This window comes from Donghicola tyrosinivorans (genome assembly GCF_003003355.1).
Classification (GTDB): domain Bacteria; phylum Pseudomonadota; class Alphaproteobacteria; order Rhodobacterales; family Rhodobacteraceae; genus Donghicola; species Donghicola tyrosinivorans.
The window spans coordinates 1-22,747 of the sequence record NZ_PVTQ01000014.1; the positions used below are offsets into that span (position 1 = coordinate 1).

At 57.5% G+C, this 22,747-nt stretch carries 20 protein-coding genes and 1 pseudogene; 15 read left to right on the forward strand and 6 right to left on the reverse strand.

Features of this window, described 5'->3' with window-relative positions; translation table 11 throughout:
• Together CLV74_RS16895 and CLV74_RS16900 are read left to right on the forward strand one after the other, a co-directional pair.
• Positions 1-82: pseudogene (locus tag CLV74_RS16895) on the forward strand (IS5/IS1182 family transposase); the annotation flags it as partial.
• Positions 83-163: 81 nt separating this feature from the next.
• Complete coding sequence (locus CLV74_RS16900; RefSeq protein WP_106267113.1) at positions 164-559, forward strand: hypothetical protein; 396 nt, start codon at positions 164-166, stop codon at positions 557-559.
• A gap of 175 nt (positions 560-734) precedes the next feature.
• Here the strand turns inward: CLV74_RS16900 and CLV74_RS16905 are convergent, their stop codons facing one another.
• From CLV74_RS16905 to CLV74_RS16925, 5 genes are all read right to left on the reverse strand, one after another.
• Positions 735-1,559 carry a helix-turn-helix domain-containing protein gene (locus CLV74_RS16905; RefSeq protein ID WP_106267115.1) on the reverse strand — a complete coding sequence of 275 codons (825 nt, stop codon included), beginning with the start codon at positions 1,557-1,559 and terminating at the stop codon, positions 735-737.
• 10 nt (positions 1,560-1,569) lie between these two features.
• On the reverse strand, positions 1,570-1,833 hold the full coding sequence (locus tag CLV74_RS16910; protein ID WP_106267117.1) for a hypothetical protein: 264 nt from the start codon (positions 1,831-1,833) through the stop codon (positions 1,570-1,572).
• The gene (locus CLV74_RS16915; RefSeq protein ID WP_106267119.1) at positions 1,830-2,132 is read right to left on the reverse strand and encodes a helix-turn-helix transcriptional regulator; all 303 of its coding nucleotides are present in this window, start codon (positions 2,130-2,132) and stop codon (positions 1,830-1,832) included. The genes CLV74_RS16910 and CLV74_RS16915 overlap by 4 nt, the downstream gene beginning before the upstream one ends.
• 281 nt (positions 2,133-2,413) lie before the next feature.
• Complete coding sequence (locus CLV74_RS16920; protein ID WP_106267121.1) at positions 2,414-3,643, reverse strand: tyrosine-type recombinase/integrase; 1,230 nt, start codon at positions 3,641-3,643, stop codon at positions 2,414-2,416.
• A 406-nt stretch (positions 3,644-4,049) separates the two neighbouring features.
• Entirely contained in the window at positions 4,050-6,050 is a 2,001-nt protein-coding gene (locus CLV74_RS16925; RefSeq protein ID WP_170108088.1) for a multicopper oxidase family protein, read from the reverse strand.
• 1,069 nt (positions 6,051-7,119) lie between these two features.
• Here CLV74_RS16925 and CLV74_RS16930 point away from each other — a divergent pair.
• From CLV74_RS16930 to CLV74_RS16990, 13 genes are all read left to right on the forward strand, one after another.
• Complete coding sequence (locus CLV74_RS16930; RefSeq protein ID WP_106267125.1) at positions 7,120-8,064, forward strand: sugar-binding transcriptional regulator; 945 nt, start codon at positions 7,120-7,122, stop codon at positions 8,062-8,064.
• A gap of 140 nt (positions 8,065-8,204) precedes the next feature.
• Positions 8,205-9,509: an ABC transporter substrate-binding protein gene (locus CLV74_RS16935; protein WP_106267127.1), complete on the forward strand. Its 1,305-nt coding sequence runs from the start codon at positions 8,205-8,207 to the stop codon at positions 9,507-9,509.
• Positions 9,510-9,625: 116 nt separating this feature from the next.
• Positions 9,626-10,492, forward strand: coding sequence for a carbohydrate ABC transporter permease (locus CLV74_RS16940; protein ID WP_106267129.1), 867 nt, complete (start codon positions 9,626-9,628; stop codon positions 10,490-10,492).
• A gap of 9 nt (positions 10,493-10,501) precedes the next feature.
• Entirely contained in the window at positions 10,502-11,332 is an 831-nt protein-coding gene (locus CLV74_RS16945) for a carbohydrate ABC transporter permease (protein ID WP_106267131.1), read from the forward strand.
• 12 nt (positions 11,333-11,344) lie between these two features.
• Positions 11,345-12,346, forward strand: coding sequence for an ABC transporter ATP-binding protein (locus tag CLV74_RS16950; protein ID WP_106267133.1), 1,002 nt, complete (start codon positions 11,345-11,347; stop codon positions 12,344-12,346).
• On the forward strand, positions 12,346-13,119 hold the full coding sequence (locus CLV74_RS16955) for an L-iditol 2-dehydrogenase (protein ID WP_106267136.1): 774 nt from the start codon (positions 12,346-12,348) through the stop codon (positions 13,117-13,119). Before CLV74_RS16950 ends, CLV74_RS16955 begins: the two co-directional genes overlap by 1 nt.
• A 9-nt stretch (positions 13,120-13,128) precedes the next feature.
• Entirely contained in the window at positions 13,129-14,610 is a 1,482-nt protein-coding gene (locus tag CLV74_RS16960; protein WP_106267138.1) for a mannitol dehydrogenase family protein, read from the forward strand.
• A complete protein-coding gene (locus tag CLV74_RS16965) occupies positions 14,607-15,287 on the forward strand; it encodes an HAD family hydrolase (RefSeq protein WP_245888582.1) in 681 nt (226 codons plus the stop codon). Before CLV74_RS16960 ends, CLV74_RS16965 begins: the two co-directional genes overlap by 4 nt.
• An 18-nt stretch (positions 15,288-15,305) precedes the next feature.
• Complete coding sequence (locus CLV74_RS16970; protein WP_106267140.1) at positions 15,306-16,880, forward strand: FGGY-family carbohydrate kinase; 1,575 nt, start codon at positions 15,306-15,308, stop codon at positions 16,878-16,880.
• A 5-nt stretch (positions 16,881-16,885) separates the two neighbouring features.
• On the forward strand, positions 16,886-18,328 hold the full coding sequence (gene xylB, locus CLV74_RS16975) for a xylulokinase (RefSeq protein ID WP_106267142.1): 1,443 nt from the start codon (positions 16,886-16,888) through the stop codon (positions 18,326-18,328).
• 222 nt (positions 18,329-18,550) lie between these two features.
• Positions 18,551-19,045 (forward strand): antitoxin Xre/MbcA/ParS toxin-binding domain-containing protein, encoded by a 495-nt coding sequence (locus tag CLV74_RS16980; RefSeq protein WP_106267144.1) that lies wholly within the window; start codon positions 18,551-18,553, stop codon positions 19,043-19,045.
• A gap of 70 nt (positions 19,046-19,115) precedes the next feature.
• Positions 19,116-20,174, forward strand: coding sequence for a glycosyltransferase family 2 protein (locus CLV74_RS16985; protein WP_106267146.1), 1,059 nt, complete (start codon positions 19,116-19,118; stop codon positions 20,172-20,174).
• A gap of 137 nt (positions 20,175-20,311) precedes the next feature.
• The gene (locus CLV74_RS16990) at positions 20,312-21,517 is read left to right on the forward strand and encodes a glycerate kinase type-2 family protein (RefSeq protein ID WP_106267148.1); all 1,206 of its coding nucleotides are present in this window, start codon (positions 20,312-20,314) and stop codon (positions 21,515-21,517) included.
• Here the strand turns inward: CLV74_RS16990 and CLV74_RS16995 are convergent.
• The gene (locus tag CLV74_RS16995) at positions 21,514-22,689 is read right to left on the reverse strand and encodes an ammonium transporter (protein ID WP_106267150.1); all 1,176 of its coding nucleotides are present in this window, start codon (positions 22,687-22,689) and stop codon (positions 21,514-21,516) included. The genes CLV74_RS16990 and CLV74_RS16995 overlap by 4 nt on opposite strands.
• Between the last annotated feature and the right edge of the window lie 58 nt (positions 22,690-22,747).

A 22,747-nucleotide genomic window follows, 5' to 3' on the forward strand; every position in this document is an offset into this window, starting at 1 on the left:
CGTGGCAACCCGCTATGACCGCTGTCCAAAGGTCTTTCTCTCAGCCATCGCGCTCGCAGCAACCGTCATCTACTGGTTATGAATCCTGACCCTAGAACGAGAGAGTTCATTCAATGACCGGATAGGAGCTGAAGGGAGGGCAAAGTTTGAGCGGCAAGCAATATTGATCCAAGCGTACTCAGTTGAGTTCTCTATTGTTTTAAAGCAGTTCGAGAGTATTTCGAAATTGAAGGTGTCGAATGATGAATTTTTGCCAACCTTGAAGGTGGATTTTACAATTCTGCCAAACGATTTGTTGGTGGAGGTCGGAATACTGCCAGAGAAAATTTCTACTGCAGTTCTCGAGGGGCTTGGTGCAATACGTCTATTCGAGCGCACTTTACTGAGCCTACCTTTGCGCCGCCAGAATGCTTCAGTGATTGTCTCTGGAGAATATGAAATGGTTGTACGTAAAGCGGCGGAATTAAATGCAAAATCGTTGAGCGACCAGTTATCTGTATTGAGGGAATGGCAATCTTCAGCCATTGCTGCCGACGAGGTAGCTGATGGTGGGAAGTAGTTTCGAGTCAGTTCCACATTCTCAGAATTTCTAAGGTTCGAGTTAGGGCATTCAGAGATTGCTGGACGATGGTTGAGGGCGCTGTGTTCTTCATTCTTCATGATTGGTCCCAATGGTCCCGTTTTGTTCTGGGGGAGGTGTCGCGGTGCGGGGTTATGCGTTCGCGCTGTGCCATTCAGGGCGAGGCTTTGCGAGAAGTCAGCGGCGCTGATTGACCTCGAGAAAAGGCGTAAAATTCCTCGTCCTGTTTTTTCTGTCTTTGCATTGATCTCAGCGCGTAAGCCAAAGTAGGGTCGAACTTTTCCGCTTTTTTCGCTGGCTTTGGATTGTCGTAGTTGCCTTCCATCAGCTTTGCGAAATTGGCCTTGGTCATGATCCAGTCAAAATTTGCTGGGGTAGTTCCGGTCTTCTTGCCAGAGAGGAAGTTGGACTTTTCAGCCTTCGTGATCTGAGCTTTCCAGCCCTGTAGCCCGCCAGCTTCCTTCATTCTCAGAAGCAAGGCCGCCTTTCTGGGGTTGGTCAGTTCTCTGGGGACAGGCCATTCGATCCGCGCAGCGACTGCTTTGAAGAACTCGAACGCTTCTTGGACTTCCCCCTTCTCATTTCCCTGTTTTGAGAAAGAAGGTTCTTTTCCAAGGTTATTTCTTACAAGGTTATTGATGCGCAGATTTTGCGTATCCCCATGCGCAGATTTTGCGGGAGGGATGCGCAGATTTTGCGCATGGGGGTCTTGTAGCGAGAGGGTGTAGGAATTTGAGGTTTTGCCGCCGCCATCTCTACGCATTTCCCGCCGTGAAATGAGGCCGCGGCTCTCAAGTTCGCTGAGGTGATTTTCGACTGAGCGCCTAGACATCTCGCACAACTCGGCAAGCCTATTGATGCTGGGGAAGCAACGGCCGTCGGTTTCGTTGTGGTGGTCGGCCAGCCAGTAGAGGACGATCTTCGTTGCGGGTTTCAATCCCGGCTGCATAATCGCAAGCGCTGTCATGTAATGGCTCATTGTGAAACCCTTAGTCGCTGATTTCGCTGACAGCGCGATCTAGCGCTTGTCTGAAGGCACTGAGTTTGTGTGTCAGTGCGTGGGCCAGAAGTTCCCCCATTTCTTCCATGGGGCGGCCATCTATGAGGATGTCTGCCACGCCAAGAAAACGGAGGTCCGCTGCAAGTGCAGTCGCTCCGCCTTCGCGAAACGCCCGTTCAAGCGCGTGTTCGATTAGCCGCAAGCGGGTATCGATCCGGCGCAACGTGTCTTGCTGGTCGTGGCTGAGTTTCATGCGCTGGCGCTCCGCGACTTGCGGCGCTGCTCGTTGATCCAAGCCCTGACTTCGACCTCGAACCAATAGCGATTCTTTGAAATGTGGACAGGAACCGGAAACCCAAGCTCTGGGTCTTGGAGCCACCGCCAAATGGACATGTCACTGACGCCGCCACACAGTTCGCGCACTGTTTCGGGCTTGATCAGTTTATCAGGATCGATGTTCCCAACGGATGATCCGCAATTGGAAGTCTCCAACTTGGGGGAAATCAATTCGTTTGGGCAGTTGAAAACTTTATCGGTTTCGATCTGCGGCATTGCCACCTCCTTTTTAGTTGCAGGGGGTGGCAAATAAAAAAGACGCCACCGGTTTTATTCGGTAGGCGTCCCTTTTCGGGCGTGGGCTTTGTTGCCCGCTAGCCAGTTCGGAGACGTTGCCACAAAGTCTATCATCTGGCAACATTTTTTTATTTAAATCAGATGGATATCGCAGATAGCGAATTTTTCACATTAATCTTGATGTGAGCTTTTTGTTACCGTCTTTTGATTTTCGTAAACATCTACAAGGTATTGCGTGCCGTTCTTGTTGGAGCTTTAAGTTATTTCGCATGTGTCTCGAATTGAACAACGTTTTTCATTGTTTCAGCATTTCGAAGACGAATGACGCGCTTCGACCATGCTTCAAGCGCCCGCCGCTTCTCTTGTTCGAAATCATGGTGGTTATAGCGGCGGTCCATCACGGGAATATCACTGAGGTGGTTTGTTGCTCTTGAGCGGATTTCAAGGCTTACCCCAAGGGCGGCCAAGCCAGTCTTCACCGTATGCCTGAGGTCGTGAGGACGCCAATGCGGGATAGTGATCGTTTCGCCTACTTCCTCTGTCGCGATCTCTTCCATTCGCGCTGCAAGTCGTGCGGTGGGCTTTGAAAGGGAAAGCGCCGGTGCTGTTCCATTGGTGGTGAAGACGTAGGGGCCCTTTACCGGCATGGCTTCGATTAACTCTCGTGCCTCTGGGGGCAAGGGCACGTCATGGCGTTCGCCGTTCTTGGTCGATGAAAGGCGCCAGACACCGGCGCTGTCGATATCGTCCCACTGCATCCGCGCCACTTCTCCGCGCCTCTGGCCGGTCAACAGAAGCATTTTGAAGAATGCCCCCCAAGGCTTTGGTTCATCGTCACATGCCCGCCAAAGCCAGCGGATTTCATCATCTGATAGGGGTCGGTCCCGTGCCTTCTCCCTTGCGGGCATTTTCAGGCCGATTGCCGGTGACTGTTCGATAACGCCGCGATCCTCGCACCAGCTGAGGAACTTGGAGAGGTAAGCCTTGACGCGGTTCGCCGTAGTCGCCCGTCCATCGTCTATGATCTCATCCAGTAGGTGAACGATATCGCGCCGCGTGATGTCCGATACTTCGCGATCCCCCCAGACCGGAAGGACGTTGAACCGAAGCGACTGCATGACCGCTTCGCCCGTCTTGATGGTGCTCAGGTGTCTTCTGTGGAAATTGTCCAGCTGCACTGACACCGTGTTCTTGCCAGAAATCCTTGCGGCCTTTTTGATCCGCTTTTCTGCCGCTGGATCGTGGCCTTGTTCTATGCCTTCCAGAGCCTGAGAGGCGGCGGCCCGTGCCGCTGCAACGCCCATGATAGGCCATTTGCCCAGCGTCAGTTTCTTAGGCTTGCCTGCTTGCCGGTATCGAATAGCCCAGCTTTTGGCACCAGAAGGCTGAACGATCAGGTAGAGGCCGGTAAGGCCCGGATCGGGTATTTCCCGCCGCTGATCTGAGGGTTTCGCGGCCTCGACGGCCTTTGTGGTGAGCGCCCTTGCCATAATCAGTTCTCCCTCCGGGGTAACACTGGGGTAACAGATTTGAGTGATAGATACTGTTACCCGTCGTTTTAAAACGAACTGAAACTATGTCAAACTTTCCTTTTAAAACAGGTGTTTTTGATCGATTTGGAGGATTGATTTTTCAAGGGGTTAGAACCCCCTAAAACTGATTTGTAATCAGTAGGTCCGCGGTTCGAGTCCGTGTGGGGGCACCACTTATTCCTCTAAATTACTGACGTGACTTTGTTTTCGACGGAAAGTCGCTGTCCGCTACTGTGCGGTACGCACACGCTTTTGATACGGCGTGTGCCTTGTGTTTGTCCCGACGGGAACAACGGTTACGTAGCAGGAAGGGGCGACGCGAAACGCCGCCCCTCTGAGGTAAGTCGATGCGCGAGCGGCTGGCTTAGACCAGCATGTCCTCGACCACGAACGAGCGCATCATGTCGTTGTCCTCGTGGCTCAGGATGTGGCAATGCCAGACGTACTCGCCCGGTTTGTCGTAGTAGGCCGCCACCCGCACCATTTCTTTAGGACCAACGGTCGTGGTGTCCTGCCAGCCTTCATCCTCGGCGCGGAAGGGGAGCTTTTCTTTGTCAAAGATCATGACGTCGTTGTTCACCCCAAGAACATCGCCTTTGCGCTGTGATCCATAGGTGATTTGACCGTCACCGTTGATGTCGTCGGGAATGCCGTCCCCATCATCATCCAGATAGTCGATCGCGTATTTCGCAACGTTCTGGAACTGGATCAAGTGGATATGGACCGGGTGTGCATCTTCGCTGAAGTTGAAGATGTCCCAATATTCATAGCTGTTCAGCTGCACTTTCTCGGTGATCGGCGCCATATAGCTCAGCGGACCAAAGGCACCGTCCGGCGTCATTTCGTTGCTGTGGAGAGCACCTTCTTCGGCGGTTCCAAGCAGAGGCTTGATCCGTCCCCATTCATCCGCACCTTCGAAAAGGCCCAGTTTACGAGTGTGATCAATGTCGCTGCCTTTGATCTTGTCGAAATCACGATTCAGCTTTTTGCCGTCTCTCAAACGCAGGTGCTCAGCCCGCAATGACCCATCCACATCGAACTGCATGATCGCGCCCACCGGGTCGTCAATGGTGGCCGCGGTGGCCACGTTCAATTCGCCGGTTTCGTAGTTCACGCCTTTGTAGGGCTCATAGGCGGGGCCTGTGTTTAGGAGCGTGACCTTGTCGTTGTCCTTCAGCTTGGAAAAGTCGAAGACGATGTCCAGACGTTCCGCGGGGGCCAGAATGATGAACTCATCCGCTTCCTGAATACCATCTCCGTCAAAGACCTCACGGGCGCGGGGCATTAGGCCGCCTTCCGAGCCGACGATGGTGGCCGAGACATAGGCGTTATCCAGCTCAAGCTTGTAGAACCGCGAATCCGAGCCGTTCAGCAAGGTGAACTGCACATCGCCACGGGCGACATCATGGGTCGGCCACGCCATCCCGTTTGCCAGGATTACGTCGCCAAAGTACTCGGGTAGGGCAGAGGCCGCATCCATTCCGTTGTGGTCAAAGAAATCATTGCCGACTTCGTCGAGCACTGTGCTGTCCGGATCGCCCGGCAGGACATCGCCCGAATGCCCCGGATAGTAGAGATTGCCGTCCTCATCGAAGGAATAGTCCTGAATGACAATATCCACTACATCGTCAAGATCGGGCAGGTAGTGCTTTTTTGCCAGCTTCTCGCGGGTGCCATCCTGCAAGAGATACATGCCCGCAAGTCCTGCATAGACGTTCAGGCGCGTGATCCCCAATGCATGGTCGTGATACCACAGCGGCGCGGATTCCTGACTGTTGTCATAGGTAAAGCTGGTGCCTACGAAATCGATGCCGGTACTGCCGGGCGCATCCGTGGGTGCGGGCGTCGGTTCTGGTGGCTGGTACTGATCCGGAAAATACTTGAGGATCAGGCTGTACAGACCCTTGGGGTTGTCCGAAAAGTTGTCGACCGCCTTGTCCCAGAGCTTTTCCCAGCGGTTTTCGAAGATTCCGAACCCCCACTTAAAGTGGATTACAGGAAACTCGGGCTCTGCGGGTGCCGAGGTGCCGCCGTTCGGCGTATACCACTGATCGGGGCTGCCGTCGTAGATTGCATCCGTGTGCCCGCCGTGAAGGTGAGTCACGATCGGTATAATGCCCTCATCTATCGTACCTTCGGTCGGCCTTGCCTGATGGATCGTGTCATCCACTGGCAAAAGATGTCCATCTACATCCAGTTCGTTGTTCCAAGTGATGGTCAGCGGTTTGTTTTCATAGGCGATGATGGTCGGCCCGTGAAAGCCGGCCGGAATGCCGGGGCCAGCATAGCCCCAGACCTCTGTTTTCAGCTTGTTCCCTTGCTCGTCATACATGCCCAGGAATTGATCAGTTTCCTGGATCTGCATGGTGAGATTGCTGGTTTTTCGTGTATCAATTCTAGGATTGATAGGTAAATCGTTCGTAAACGCGTGTTTACTGTAAACACGTTTCCCAATATCAGTCATTATAATCCCTCACTCACATAGTGCTGAATGCCGATCAGTGGGATGTTGCAGAATGCTCTGGATCGACATGCAGACAGATTTCAAGGGTAATGCTGAAGTAGAGGCGAGATCGGAAACTTGCTTATAATCAGCAATAAATCGCCATAAACTCGGCGGAATGGTGCCGATAATTCACCTTTAGGCGTAGGTGTCTTGACCGGGAATAATCCGAAAGTTGGGCGAGAATTGTATTGTGGGCTAACAAGGCTCAAATGCGCCAATTTTGCACCTTTGTTTCCGATTTTGTCGGGGATCATTTGGTTGGAGCGGACCACATTTCTGCAGGTCTTGAGGGACGGTCGCGTAAGTGAAAAGAGAAAGCGTTTTTTTGCAACGGGTTATGGGTCTTTTTCTGTGAATATGTTTTTTCGCCTTATGGGTGCATTGCAGAAACGTCGTGTGGCAGGGCTTGGTTTTTCCAACCCAAGATCACCTCGGATTTGATTTGAAGTATTCCGGCTTGGGTTTGGATTGTATTTTGTCCTGTAGTTCAAGGCCGTTTTAAATGTCCTTTTGCGGCAGTGATAAAAGATCAGGCGGTAGGGAATCCGCGATCCGCTTCCTCTGTGCATCTTCCACATGAGTTCGGGCTAGAATCAGTTTTTGAAGCGTTAGGAATTCATCGTTGGCTCCAATAATTCTGGTTGGACGCTGCTCTGGTAGGCAGCGCATCGCTGATCTAACTTGTTGTTAGTTTGGCGGCAGGGCTTAAGTCCAATTGGTTAACTGGTGCAACCGATCCTCATTTCATCTGCAAGTGACAGGATGAAGGCGCGGCATTGGGGAGCGCGACGGCGAAAGACGATTAGCCATTCCGCATCGTTCAGTGGGCTAGGGCGCAGGTACGGGTAGGGTGGCAATCTGCTCTGGTTCTTGATTGTTCGCGGGCGACTGTGCTTTAGCTATTTGCCAAGTGTCTGGAGAATGACCCATGAGCAATGAGAGCAAAGCCCAGAAGCGACAGGACGATATCGCCCGTGCGGCTTGGCTTTATTACATTGCGGGCAAGACGCAGGATGAGGTGGCCTCGGTGCTTGGGGTCTCGCGCCAGTCGGCACAGCGGATGGTCAGTCAGGCGATGGCGCTGGGTCTGGTTAAGGTCCGCATCGATCACCCGATCTCGAACTGTCTGGATCTGAGCAACGCCCTGCGCGACCGTTTCGGGCTAGAGTTCTGCGAGGTGGTGCCGGCGCTGTCGGACGCCAAGGCCTCAAGTCTGGCCACATCGTTTACGACTGGCGATGTGCTGGAAGAATGGCTGAACCGCGTTGAGCCGTTGATCATCGGTCTGGGTACAGGCCGGACATTGCGTGCCGCCGTTGAGCATTTGCCCAAGGTGGACTGTACACAGCACCGGATCGTTTCGTTGACAGGTAACATCGCACCAGATGGCTCGACCGCCTACTACAACGTGCTTTTCAACATCACCAGCAAGGTCTCGGCCACCACATATCCTTTGCCGCTGCCGGTTATCGCCGCCACGCAGGAAGAGCGGGATTTCATGCTGGGGCAAAAGACCATCAGCGCCACGCGGCAACTGGCGGCCCATGCGGATGTGAAATTTGTCGGTGTCGCCCCTGTAGGAGAGAACGCGCCGCTGGCACTGGACGGCTTTGTGACGCGCACCGAGGCTGTGGCCTTGGAAAAAGGCGGTGCAATTGGCGAAATCCTTGGCTGGGTCTTCGATCAGGATGGGGTCTTGATGGACACTGCGACGAATCGTCGGGTCTGCTCTGCGCCGCTTGAAGGGGGGCTAACGATTGCCTCGGCCTCGGGTCTAGAGAAGGCCGCGGCGATTCGGGCGGCGATTAAGGGCGGGCTGATCAACGGGCTCATCACCGACGAGGCAACAGCCGTCCAAATCATGAGGCTGTGACATCCTTTAGTATCACCCACTTACCGAAAAGCGGCGCTGCCAAAACAGCGCCGCTTTTTTATTTTCAGTTGACAGTCGTGATGTGTTTGGATGAGTATTTGCCCACTAACGGGGCTTTTGCCCAATTTGGGAGGAATACCATGAAACGCACTTACGGCGCCCTGCTTGGCGCTTGCGCAACCATTGCATTCGCATCTGTTGCCGCTGCCGAGACGATCACCATCGCCACCGTGAACAACGGCGACATGATCCGTATGCAGGGCCTGACCGATGACTTCACCGCGAAGACCGGCCACGAAGTAGAGTGGGTCACTCTGGAAGAGAACGTGCTGCGCCAGCGCGTCACCACCGACATCTCGACCAAGGGCGGTGCTTTCGATATCATGACCATCGGCATGTACGAAACCCCGATCTGGGGTGCGAACGGCTGGCTGGTTGCACTGGATGATCTGTCGCCCGAGTACGACGCTGCCGACATTCTGCCCGCAATGGCAGGCGGTCTGAGCCACGAAGGCACCCTCTATGCTGCACCGTTCTACGGTGAAAGCTCGATGATCATGTACCGCACCGACCTGATGGAAAAAGCAGGTCTGGAAATGCCCGAAGCTCCGACCTGGACCTTCATCCGCGAAGCAGCGGCAGCCATGACTGATCGCGCAAACGACGTGAACGGCATCTGTCTGCGCGGTAAAGCAGGTTGGGGTGAGGGCGGCGCGTTCATCACCGCTATGTCGAACTCGTTCGGCGCACGCTGGTTTGACATGGACTGGAATGCCCAGTTCGACACCCAGCCTTGGAAGGACACCCTTGAGTTCTTTGTCGGCATGATGAGCGAAAGCGGACCCGCAGGCTACGCGACCAACGGCTTCAACGAAAACCTGTCGCTGTTCCAGCAGGGCAAGTGCGGCATGTGGATCGACGCGACTGTTGCGGCATCTTTCGTGACCAACCCCAACGACTCGACCGTTGCTGACAGCGTCGGCTTTGCTCTGGCACCCGATAACGGTCTGGGCAAGCGTTCGAACTGGCTGTGGGCTTGGGCTCTGGCGATCCCCGCAGGTTCGCAGAAAGAAGCAGCCGCGAAGCAGTTCATCGAATGGGCAACCTCGAAAGACTACATCGAGCTGGTCGCAGCTAACGAAGGTTGGGCGAACGTTCCTCCGGGCGCACGTACCTCGCTGTACGAAAACCCGAACTACATGGAAGTTCCCTTCGCCAAGATGACTCTGGACTCGATCCTGTCGGCTGATCCGAACAACTCGACCGTCGAAGAAAGCCCCTACGTTGGCGTTCAATTCGCCGCGATCCCCGAGTTCGCAGGCATCGCAACCGAAGTCAGCCAGGAATTCTCGGCTGTCTACGCAGGTCAACAAACCGTTGATGAGGCACTGGCAAAAGCTCAGGCGATCACCAACGACGCAATGGAAGCAGCTGGCTACAAGTAAGCCTTCCTTGTGACCTTCGGAGGGCGGCCCAAGGGCTGCCCTCCCTTTTACCACGATCCCGACAGTTTACGTTCATGTGCATCGGCTATTTGCCGTGAACAGAGGAGGTGTGGCCGATGGCTACCCAACATTCAAGATCGGCAGCGCGCCTGATGATGGCACCGGCGGTGATGCTGCTTCTGGGGTGGATGCTCGTCCCCCTGATCATGACGCTCTATTTTTCGTTCAAGAAATATTTGCCCATGCGGGGCGGCGACCTTGGTTGGGTCGGATTTGAGAACTACGCGCGTTTTGTGACATCCAGCGCCTTCTGGCCTTCGGTTTACACCACACTGGTGATTGTGGGCGGTGTGCTGTTGATCACCGTTGTTCTTGGCGTTTTCCTAGCGGTGCTGCTGAACCAGCCCATGTGGGGGCAGGGTGTGGTCCGCATTCTTGTGATCGCACCGTTCTTTGTCATGCCCACCGTGTCGGCGCTGGTCTGGAAGAACATGTTCATGGACCCGAACTACGGGTTGCTGGCACACCTTTGGGAGTTCTTTGGCGCACAGCCGGTTGAATGGCTGAGCAAAGCCTCGATGACATCGATCATCACCATCGTATCTTGGCAGTGGCTGCCCTTTGCCACGCTGATCCTGCTGACCGCGATCCAGTCGCTGGACAGCGAACAGCTGGAAGCGGCGGAAATGGACGGGGCCTCGGCGCCCAAGCGTTTCGCCTATATCACCCTGCCGCATCTGGGCCGTGCGATCACCGTTGTGATCCTGATCCAGACCATCTTCCTGTTGTCGATCTTCGCCGAGATCTTCGTGACCACCGGCGGCGCTTTCGGCACCAAGACACTCAGCTATCTGATCTTCCAGCGTGTTCTGGAAAGCCAGAACGTGGGCCTAGGCTCGGCGGGCGGTGTCTACGCAATCATTCTGGCCAACATCGTTGCGATCTTCCTGATGCGCATCGTCGGCAAGAACCTGGACGCGTGAGGAGGGACCATGGCACGCGCAGTTACAACCCAACGCAAGATCATCAACACCGCCGCCGCTTGGGCTGTGGGTCTGGCGATCTTCTTCCCGATCCTCTGGACCATCCTCACAAGCTTCAAGACCGAGGCGCAAGCGATTGCAGATCCACCACTTTTCCTTGGATTTGACTGGACGCTCGAGAACTACTCGGTCGTGATGGAGCGCTCGGACTACGCCAAGTATCTGTGGAACTCGATCATCATCGCGGGTGGCTCGACCCTTCTGGGGATCATCATCGCGGTTCCCGCCGCATGGTCGATGGCCTTTGTTCCGTCCAAGCGGACCAAGGATATCCTGATGTGGATGCTGTCCACCAAGATGCTTCCGGCGGTTGGCGTTCTCTACCCGATCTACCTGCTGTTCATCAAACTGGGCATCCTTGATAGCAAGATCGGTCTGGTCATCGTGCTAATGCTGATCAACCTGCCGATCATCGTCTGGATGCTGTACACCTACTTCAAGGAAATCCCCGGTGAGATCCTTGAGGCGGCCCGTATGGACGGCGCAACCCTGAAGGAAGAGGTCATCTACATCCTCACCCCCATGGCCATTCCCGGCATCGCCTCGACGATCCTGCTGAATGTGATCCTTGCGTGGAACGAGGCTTTCTGGACCCTCAACCTGACAGCCGCAAAGGCGGCCCCGCTGACAGCGTTTATTGCCAGCTACTCGTCCCCCGAGGGCCTGTTCTACGCAAAGCTCAGCGCGGCATCGACCATGGCGATTGCGCCGATCCTCATCCTTGGCTGGTTCAGCCAGAAGCAACTTGTCAGCGGCCTGACGTTCGGCGCTGTGAAATAAGGAATAACCAGTATGGGACGTATTACGCTTGATAAGGTCACCAAAAGCTTTGGCGACGTGAATGTCATTCCGCCGCTGGACCTGACCATTAATGACGGTGAATTTGTTGTCTTCGTTGGCCCCTCGGGCTGCGGTAAATCCACACTACTGCGTCTGATCGCAGGGCTTGAGGACGTCAGCAGCGGCCAGATCCGGATCGACGGGGAAGACGCCACCAACCTGCCGCCCGCAAAGCGCAAACTGGCAATGGTGTTCCAGAGCTATGCTCTCTACCCCCACATGTCGGTGCGCAAGAACATCGCCTTCCCGATGAAGATGGCCGGTGTTCCCGAGGACGAGCAAAAGCGCCGCATTGAAGGCGCGGCAAAGGCTCTGAACCTGACCGACTATCTGGACCGCCGTCCGGGTCAGCTTTCGGGTGGTCAGCGCCAGCGTGTGGCCATCGGCCGTGCTATTGTGCGCGAACCTTCGGCCTTCCTCTTTGACGAGCCCCTGTCGAACCTTGACGCTGCTCTGCGCGTGAACATGCGTCTGGAAATCAGCGAGCTGCACAACCAGCTGAAAACCACCATGATCTACGTGACCCACGATCAGGTGGAAGCGATGACCATGGCCGATAAAATCGTGGTTCTGCGTGCAGGTCATATCGAACAGGTCGGCAGCCCGCTGGAGTTGTACCGCGAGCCGCGCAACAAATTCGTCGCGGGCTTTATCGGCAGCCCCAAGATGAATTTCATCGAAGGCCCTGTTGCCGCGCAGCAGGGCGCCCATACCATCGGCATCCGCCCCGAGCATATCACCGCCTCGGCGAGCGATGGCATGTGGTCGGGCATCGTTGGAGTGGCCGAGCATCTGGGCTCGGACACCTTCCTGCACATCCATGAAACCGGTCTGGCGGAAACCATGACTGTACGTGTGAACGGCGAGTTCAATCTGCGCCACGGGGACAAGGTTTTCCTGACGCCGGAAATGGACAAGCTGCACAAGTTTGACGCCAAGGGGCTGCGTATCTGATGGGGCGTCTTTCCGGTAAAACAGCAATGATTACAGGGGCCGCCCGTGGAATTGGGCGTGCTTTTGCGGAACGCTACGTGGCCGAAGGGGCACGGGTGGTCATCGCTGATATCAACCTTGCCGCGGCGCAAAAGACCGCCGCCGAGATCGGCGAGAAAGCCATCGCGCTGCCCATCGATGTGACCGATCAGGACAGCATCGACATGTGCGTGCGCCAGTCGGTGAAAGAGCTTGGCGGGATCGATATCCTGATCAACAACGCAGCTCTGTTTACCGCCGCGCCGATCGCCGAGATCGAACGCGCCGATTATGACCGTGTGTTCTCGATCAACGTGGCTGGCACCTTGTTCACCATGCAGGCGGTGGCCCGCCACATGATCGAGCGGGGGCAGGGTGGCAAGATCATCAACATGGCCTCGCAGGCGGGACGTAGGGGCGAAAGCCTTGTGGCGGTCTATTGCGCCAGCAAGGCCGCGGTGATCAGCCTGACCCAATCCGCGGGTCTGAACCTGATCCAGCACGGGATCAACGTGAACGCCATCGCCCCCGGCGTGGTGGATGGTGAACACTGGGACGGCGTCGACGCCTTCTTTGCGAAATATGAAAACAAGGCCCCCGGCCAGAAGAAAAAAGAGGTCGGCGAAGCCGTCCCCTTTGGCCGCATGGGCACCGCCGAAGACCTGACCGGAATGGCGGTCTTTCTGGCAAGCGATGATGCCGAATACGTTGTGGCGCAGACCTACAACGTGGACGGCGGCAACTGGATGAGCTGAGGCCGAGACATGGCGACACCCCTCTCTTTGAACACTCTGGACCAACTGGCCGAGACCATCGGCAAGCCGTCCTACGCCCGCGCTGATCTGAGCGCCGGTATCCTGCATTTCGGTGTAGGCAATTTCCACCGCGCCCATCAGGCGACCTACCTGCATCAGCTGTTCAATCAGGGCAAAGGCCATGATTGGGCGATTGTCGGGGCAGGGGTCATGGAGGGCGACAAGCGCGCCCGTGACGTGCTTGCGGCTCAAGACTGGCTGACCACTCTGGTCGAACAGGAAGCCGACCACAGCGGCGCACAGATCATCGGCTCGATGGTTGATTATGTGGAACCCGCGAATGCGGCGGCGATCATCGACAAGCTGGCCGATCCTGCGATCCGTATCGTGTCCACCACGATTACCGAGGGCGGCTATTTCCTAGATGCGACGGACACCTTCGATCCGGCCCATCCGGCGATTGCCTACGATGGCGCAAACCCCGACGCACCCAAGACCGTGTTCGGCATGATCGTCGCGGGCCTCAAGCGCCGTGTGGCAGAAGGTACCGCGCCTTTCACTGTCATGTGCTGTGATAACATCCCTCACAACGGCAAAGTCACCCGCAATGCCGTGGTCGGCACCGCCAAACTTTCGGACCCCGCGTTTGCCCAGTGGATCTATGAAAACGTGGCCTTCCCGAACAGCATGGTGGACCGGATTACGCCCGCGACCTCGGACCGCGAACGTCAGATCGCAGCTGATGAATATGGCATTCAGGACGGCTGGCCGGTCTTCTGCGAAGGCTTCATCCAGTGGGTGATGGAGGACAACTTCCCCCTTGGCCGCCCCGCATTGGAAGAGGTAGGGGTTGAGTTCGTCAACGACGTCGCCCCGTTTGAGTTGATGAAGCTGCGCATCCTGAACGGCGGTCACGCTGCTATCGCTTATCCCGGCGGTCTGTTGGACATTCACTTCGTCCATGAGGCGATGGAGCATCCGCTGATCCGCGCCTATCTGGCCAAGTTGACCGAGGAAGAGTTCATCCCCGGTGTGCCGCCCGTGCCGAACACTGACGTGAACGACTACGGCAAGCTGATCGAGCGTCGCTTCTCTAACCCGAAGATCGGCGATACGATCCGACGTCTGTGTCTGGATGGCTCGAACCGCCAGCCCAAGTTCATCGTGCCGCAGATCCGCGATGCGATTGCCCGTGGCGGCAGCATCAGGGGTCTGGCTCTGGAAAGCGCCCTGTGGTGCCGCTACTGCTATGGCACCAGTGAAAGCGGTGCCGAGATTGCGCCCAACGATCCCAACTGGGACATGCTGGTCGCGACCTCTCAGGCGGCAAAGGCCAATCCGCAGGCGTGGCTGGATGGACTGTCGAATGTCTACGGCGATCTGGCAGGGAATGAGGATTTCGCGACCGCTTTCTCGGTGGCGCTGAATGCCCTTTGGCAGGATGGCACAGCAGCTGTTCTGACCCGCTACGTGGAGGGCCAGCCCCTGTGACCCAAGCCTCTGGCCTGCCCGGACTGGTGATCTTTGACTGCGACGGCGTGCTTGTCGACAGTGAGCCGATCTCTTTGTCCGTCACGCTAGAGACTCTGGCCCAGATCGGCTGTCCTTTGACGGAACAAGAAGGATACGAGCGCCTGCTGGGGCGCTCGATCGGAACCATCTCCAAAGTGCTGGCGCAGGACTACGGGATTGCCCTGACCGCTGCACATCTGGATCAGCTGCGCACCCGTCTTTTTGACCGGTTCCGTAAGGAATTGCGTCCCATCGACGGGATTGGCGCGGCGGTGAAAGGGTTGGGGTGCCCCGTCTGTGTCGCCTCCTCAAGCGCACCCGACAGGATCGCGTTTTCGCTGACGCAGACGGGGCTATTGGACTTGTTCGGGCCCCATATTTTCTCGGCCACGATGGTCCAGCGCGGCAAACCCGCGCCGGACCTGTTCTTATATGCGGCCAAGCAGATGGGCGTTGCCCCCGAAGACTGCGTCGTGGTCGAGGATAGCCCCGCCGGGATCAAATCCGCGCAGGCGGCGGGCATGCGGGTGATCGCCTTTGTTGGCGGAGGCCACGCAGAGCCTGCGGGCTTGCTGGTGCAAGCAAAAGAGCTAAATCCCGATGGAATAGTTGCAAATATGTGCGAGTTGGACGCAACATTGCGGACGCTTTGCTAAACAGGATTGTCGGCCGGAATGGATGGATTTCTCTGTGCTGTGGATGTCGGCACAACCAGCGCTAGGGCGGCCATATTCTCGCCCTCTGGACAGATGCTGGCCAAACATATTCAGCCTATCGCCCTTTACCTGATGGATGAGGGGCAGGCCGAACATACCTCGGACAATATCTGGCAGTCCGTCTGTGCCGCTGTGCGTGCTGTCCTGACCGACATTGACCCCGATAAGGTCGTGGCTATCGGCTTTGATGCCACCTGTTCTCTGGTACTGCGGGACGGTGAGGACAATCCGTTACCTCTTGGTCCGGACGGGCGCGACACGATCCTGTGGTTTGATCACCGCGCTAAGGCCGAGGCTACGCTGATCTCGGCCACCGGTCATGATCTGCTGCAATATGCGGGCGAAACACTGTCGCCTGAGATGCAGCTGCCCAAGCTATTGTGGCTTAAACGCCAGCGCCCAGATCTGTGGGCGCAACTTGGCGCAGCCTATGATCTGTCCGATTACCTGACCTACCGCGCGACCGGTTCGAACGCGCGTTCCATCTGCACGCTGACGGCCAAGTGGAACTATTTGGCCCATGAAACGCGGTGGAGCCATGATTTCCACACCACCATCGGTCTTTCCGATCTGTATGAACGGGCAAACTTGCCTGAGGCGGCAACGCCTCTGTCCGCGCCAGCGGGCGTTATGACCGAACAAGCGGCGGCAGAGTTGGGTTTGCCTGCGGGCTGTGTGGTGGCTCACGGAATGATTGATGCCTTCGCCGGTTGCCTGGGCGCGATTGGCGCAAATGCTCATGCGGACGAAGGGCATGATCTGGCGCTGATCGCGGGGACATCCACCTGCGTGATGTCGATGACCTCGGCCCAGTGGAAGGCCAAAGGCGTCTGGGGGCCGTACCACAGCGTTCTGCTGCCTGACATGTGGGTGAACGAAGGCGGGCAATCCGCCACTGGAGCGCTTTTGGACTTCATCCTGCGCACCTTCAGTCCAAATCGCAGCGAGAGCCCAGAAAACCACGCAATGGTGGAAAAGCGCCTGAAGGTTCTTTTGGCGGAAAAGGGACCGCAACTGGCGTCCGAGATCAATATTCTGCCCGACGTGAACGGCAACCGCTCGCCTCTTGCCGATCCGGCGGCGCGGGGAGTGTTCTCGGGACTGACGTTGGACACCACCTTTGACGGAATGTGCAAGATTTACTGGCGCACGGCGGTCGCGCTGGCCATGGGCCTGCGCCAGATCGTGGAACATATGCGCGCCAACGGCCCCGCGATCGAGCGGCTGCACGTCACCGGTGGCCATGTGCGCAGCACGCTGTTGATGCAGCTTTACGCGGATGCCACGGGCTGTCCTGTCCATGTGGCCGCCGATGGCGATGCGGTGCTGCTGGGGACTGCCATTGTTGCGGCGACGGTTGGCGGGATGCATGTCGATCTGGCCTCGGCCGCGATGGCGATGCAACGCGACACGGTGATCTATGAACCTGATCCTGCCCGCCGTGCAGCTTACGATATTGATTACAAGGTGTTTCTTGCCATGCAAGAGCATCGCGATGCCCTACGCGCATTGCGCCAAACTTCCGGAGACTAAGCGATATGTATTTGGGGATTGATCTGGGAACCTCGGGCGTCAAGGTTCTGTTGATGGATGACGACCAGCGGGTGGTGGCCAGCGCAACGGCGCCGCTGAGGGTCTCAAATCCCCATGACATGTGGTCCGAGCAAGACCCTGCGGATTGGATCGCCGCCACAGATGCGGCGATGACCCAATTGAAGGCCGATGCCCCAAAGGCCGTGGGGGCAATCCGCGGGATTGGTCTGTCGGGTCAGATGCACGGCGCCACATTGCTGGACGCCGCCGATCAGGTGCTACGCCCTTGCATTCTTTGGAACGATACCCGCAGTCACGCCGAGGCAGCGACCTTGGACGCCGATCCTGCCTTCCGGCAGATTTCGGGTAATATCGTCTTTCCGGGGTTCACTGCGCCAAAGCTGGTTTGGGTGAAAAACAATGAACCTGATACTTTTGAAAAGGTCCATAAGGTGTTGCTGCCAAAGGATTACCTGCGCCTTTGGTTGACGGGCGGTCATGTGTCCGAGATGTCGGACGCGGCGGGTACCTCATGGCTGGATGTGGGTGGGCGTTGTTGGTCTGATCAGTTGTTAGAGGCTAGCGGCATGACGCGGGATCAGATGCCTGATCTTGTCGAAGGCAGCGCACCGTCGGGCGCATTGCGCGCCGAACTGGCCAACCGCTGGGGCCTGCCGTCCGGTGTGATCGTTGCAGGCGGCGCGGGCGACAATGCGGCCTCGGCCGTGGGTCTGGGAACGGTGGCTGCGGGGGACGGCTTTGTCTCGCTTGGGACATCAGGCGTGGTTTTTGCGGCAACCGACAGCTATTTGCCGAAACCTGAAAGCGCGGTTCATGCGTTCTGTCATGCATTGCCGGACACGTGGCACCAGATGGGCGTGATCTTGTCGGCGGCATCAGCCCTGTCTTGGTTCGCAGGGGTGGCTGGTCAAAGCCCTGCGGCGCTGACACAAGCGCTTGGGGACACAGTGAAGCCAGCGGGCGCAGTGACCTTCTTGCCGTATCTGTCGGGCGAGCGGACGCCCCACAACGACGCCAATCTGCGCGGTAGCTTCTTGGGGCTGAGCCATAGCACCGGCACGCCAGAGATGACCCGCGCCCTGTTGGAAGGGGTCACCTATGCTCTGCGCGACAATCTGGCTGCGCTGGAAAGCGCAGGCGGTCATGTTGATGCCCTGTTGGCCGTGGGCGGCGGTGCGCGGTCGCGGTACTGGCTGCAATTGATCGCCACGGTGCTTGGGGTGCCCGTGCAAATCGCCGCTGATGGAGACTACGGTGCAGCCTTCGGCGCGGCGCGTCTGGGGCTTTTGGCGGCCACTGGGGCTGCGCCTGCGGATATCTGCACGCGCCCCACGCTTGAGGCGACGCTGGATCCCGATTTGTCCCAGAAAGACAGCTTTGATGCGGGCTACCAGCGGTTCCGATCTTTGCGAATCGCAATGGGGTGACTTGCATTCTTCGCAGGTCGCAATAGGTGTTCATCCTATTGTTGATTGGTCGGTTTTCGCGTTCTCCTTAGCCATGCAAGCGCGGCGGGCCGTTTTCCGAGATAGCGGAAATGTGTGTATCTTTGGTGTGGTGCCGCAAGGTTAACCCTTGGGCATATACCCATTCGGTATATATCCTAGGGTGATGATCCACTCTCCCAACGGATATGTCCGGAGCGCAAGTTGAACGTAGATTGCTTTTCCAGTGCCGAAGGTCGCGCCCTAGTTTCGCCGTCCGCCTATCGTGTGTTTGTTCAGGATGCGGCGTGGCTGCGTCTGGATGATTTCATGTGCCGCAGTGTTCTGGGCGACATCTCTGCCGAAGAGCTTGCCGGTTGGGATGCCGGTGAGAAGGTGGTTTTTACCCGCGATCAGTTGGACCGCGTTGTTCTGATCCACTCGATCCGCGTGGGGCTTGAGCATCTGTTCGGCTGCGCCAACGGCGCCAGTGAGTGGCTGACGATGGCCCATGCTGCCGAAGATCCGGTGTTTGCAGGGCGCACGCCGTCACAGCATATCGTATGCGAGGGGATGATCGGCCTTTATCAAGTGCTGAAGCGGATCGATGCTCTTGCCAAAGATATCACTTCGGCTCTTGGCGATTTCGATAACGACGATAGCTACAGCAGCCCCTCAAGCGACAGTGCTTGGGCGAACGCACCGCGCCTGTTGCACTAAGGCGCGTAGACCTCTGGTGTAACCGGATTGGGGCCGTTAGGCTCTAACTACGGTGAACCACAGGTTTTTTATGCGGATACTTTGCGTCAGCACCCAGAAGAACGAAGGCCCATTCCTGCTGGAATGGATCGCCCATTTGCTTGGGGCAGGTGTCGATGATCTGCTGATCTACTCGAACGATTGCGAAGACGGCAGCGACCGCATGCTGGACCTTTTGGCCGATGCGGGTGTTCTGACCCATGTGCGCCATAGCGCCGTGGCGGGGGACAGCGTTCAGTGGCAGGCGCTGAAAGCGGCGTGGAAACACCCCTTGCGCAAAAGGGCCGATTGGGCACTGGTCTGTGATGTGGATGAATTTCCCGTCGTGAAGGTGGGCGATCATAGTCTGAGGGCTTTGATGGATGCCATGCCCGTTGGGACGGATGCGATCACCTTACCATGGCGGCTGTTCGGCGCGAACGGCGTTATGCGTCTGCAAGATGCGCCCGTGACCCAGCAATTCAACCATGCCAATCCACCCCAAGCGATCTGGCCGGCGGCGGCGACATTCTTCAAAACCCTGTTTCGGCTGGACGGCCCCTTCAACCAGTTCGGCGTCCATCGCCCTAAGCAAAAGGCCGAGGAAAAGGCGGGGCTGCCAAGTTGGGTCAATGGCTCGGGGCAGGCGCTGCCCGAAGAGTTTGTGCGCAATGGTCAAAGGCTGTCGCTGTTCGGGATGCCCCCTGCGCGGGAACTGGTTGAGATGAACCATTATTCCCTGCGCTCGGCTGAAAGCTTTCTGGTCAAGCAGGATCGGGGACTACCCAACCGCTCGGACAAGGCGCTGGATTTGACCTATTGGGTCGAGCGGAACTTTAACGAGGTTCCCGCGCCAGAGGTTCAGACGATGGCCCCCAGAACCGCGGAGAAACTGGCGATATTGCGAGCAGTGCCTGGTGTGCCAGTGGCCCATGAACACGCGCTGGCATGGCACCGTCAGAGGTTCTCGGACCTGTTATTGACCGAAGATGGACACCGCCTGTTCGGCCAGTTGCTGGTGTCCCGTAGCAGTACGACACCCCCGTCCGAGGCGGCGATGCAGATGGCGCGTTGGTATCAGCGCATCCATCAGCGGGCTGTGGACGAGTAGGCGCCAATAACCGATCCGGCCTTAAAAGTTTTCCGCCAAATTGGGAACGGTCTGTTCGCGCTAAACGTCAAGAGTTGCGCACTGGACCGGACTAACCCAACATGAGTCCCGTAGATAAGATTCTGAAGGCAGGGTGTATGAAACCGAAGTTGCGTGCGATCTGGGATGCGGGGGTGGCCGCCGCCGATCCTGTGGGTGCTGTAGAACGGGCCTTGCCCTCGGTCGATCTGGGAGATCCTTCAAAACTGACTGTGGTCGCGGTTGGCAAAGCCGCGCCCAATATGATCGCGCCGGTTCTGGCGCAACTGACGCCGCGCAAGGCGCTGGTGGTGACCCATCGGGAAAATCAGGTGGGTGACATCAAGGCCGATGTGATGCGCGCCGGTCATCCGGTGCCCGATCCCGAAGGCGAAGCGGCGGCAAATGCCATCTGCGATCTGGCCGAGGCGATGGGACGCGATGAGCACCTGCTGATCCTGATCTCGGGTGGGGCATCGGCCATGCTGCCCGCGCCGCGCAAGGGCATCACGCTACAAGACAAAATCCGCGTGACAGAGGCGCTGCTGGCCAGCGGTGCCCCGATTGAGGTCATGAATATCGTCCGCCAGCAGCTGTCCCGTATCAAGGGCGGTGGTCTAGCGCGATTGGCCTCGCCTGCGAAGGTGACGGCTTTGGTGTTGTCCGACGTGATCGGGGACGACCTGCGGGCCGTGGCCTCGGGTCCAACGCTGCCGCCGCTTGGTACCCCCAAGGACGCGATCGAGGCGCTGCGCAGCTATTTCTGCTGGGGCAAGGTCGGGCAGGACGTACGCAACTTGCTACACGAAAATCAGGATTTGGGACCAGTTCCGAAGACCGATACGCGGATCATCAGTTCGAACTCTAAATCCGTTGAAGTTATGGCCGAGGCCGCGAAGGAAGGTAAAATCCTGAACCCGCCGCTACTTGGGGATGTGACAGACGCGTCCGAACGTCTGGCGGCGCTGCCTTCGGGGCTATGGTTGATCGGCGGCGAATGTACCGTGCAGATCAAGGGCAAAGGCAAGGGCGGTCGCAATCAGGAACTGGCCCTGCGCATGGCATTGATCGCCGAGCGGGAAGGCTGGCCAGCGGGCTGGACCTATCTGCAAGGGGGCAGTGACGGGCGCGACGGTCCCACCGATGCGGCCGGCGCGATTGTGAACAGCCAGACCCTGAAAAAGATGCGCGCCGCAGGGGTCGATCCCGTTGCGGCGCTGAAAGATAACGACAGTTATCATGCTTTGAAGGCTGCCGGCGACTTGCTGGTGACCGAAGCCACCGGAACCAATGTCGCCGACTTGGGCGTGCTCTATAAGCCTTAGTCGTGGTTATAGGCGCGTTCGCCGTGCACTGCGATGTCGAGGCCTTCATACTCGGTCTCGGCATCCACGCGCAGGGGCAGGAACATGCCGACCACTTTCGCGATGATGTAGCTTACGACCAGCGTGTAAACACCAACCACTGCCAGCGCACCAAGCTGCGCGGTCCAGCTGCCTGCACCGAAGACGGCGATCATGATGGTGCCGAAGATGCCGCCAACACCGTGGACAGCGAAGACGTCCAGCGTGTCGTCGATCTTCAGCTTGTTGCGGATCAGGTTCACAGCTTCCTGACACAGGATACCTGCGATCAGACCGATGATCAGGGCTTCAATGGGGCCGATAAAGCCCGATGCGGGGGTGATCGAGGCCAGACCCGCGATGGTGCCGGTGACCGCGCCGATCAGCGACGAGCGACCGAACTTGATGCGTTCCCACAGGGCCCAAGTCAGGGTCGCAGCCGCGGCCGAGATGTGGGTCACAGTGATCGCCATTGCCGCGCCACCGTCAGCTGCCAGCTGCGAGCCGCCGTTAAAGCCGAACCAACCGACCCACAGCATACCTGCGCCAGCGGCAACCATACCGGGGTTGTGCGGGGGCTTGCCTGCGTCCTTGCGGCGACCCAGCATGATCGCCAGCAATAGTGCGGCCAGACCTGCGGTTTCGTGAACCACGATGCCGCCGGCAAAGTCCTTGGTGCCCACTTCGCCCCAGATACCGCCGTCAGCCATCATGCCGCCGCCCCAGATCCAGTGAGTCACAGGTGCATAAACCAGCAGCATCCACAGAGCCGAGAATGCCAGTACAAAGCCAAAGCCAATGCGTTCCACATAGGCACCAACGATCAGCGCGGGGGTAATGACAGCGAAGGTCATCTGGAAGGCAAAGAACAGAACCTCGGGCAGGGTGCCCGACAGGCTGTCAGCGTCAACGCCGTTCAGGAAGGCTTTGCCCAAACCGCCCCAGAAAGAATTGCCCTCACCGAACGCGATCGAGTAGCCGGCAACCAGCCACAGAATGCTCATAAGGGCGGCGATCATGAACACGTGCATGAACACCGACAGAACGTTGCGGGCGCGGACCAGACCACCATAGAACATGGCTAGGCCGGGCAGGGACATAAACAGCACAAGCGCGGTCGCGGTCATGATCCACGCTGTATCGGCTCCATTCATCTTTTGCTCCTCCAGATCGGATAGGGATTTTGGAAGAGCACAAAGCGTTTATAGGATG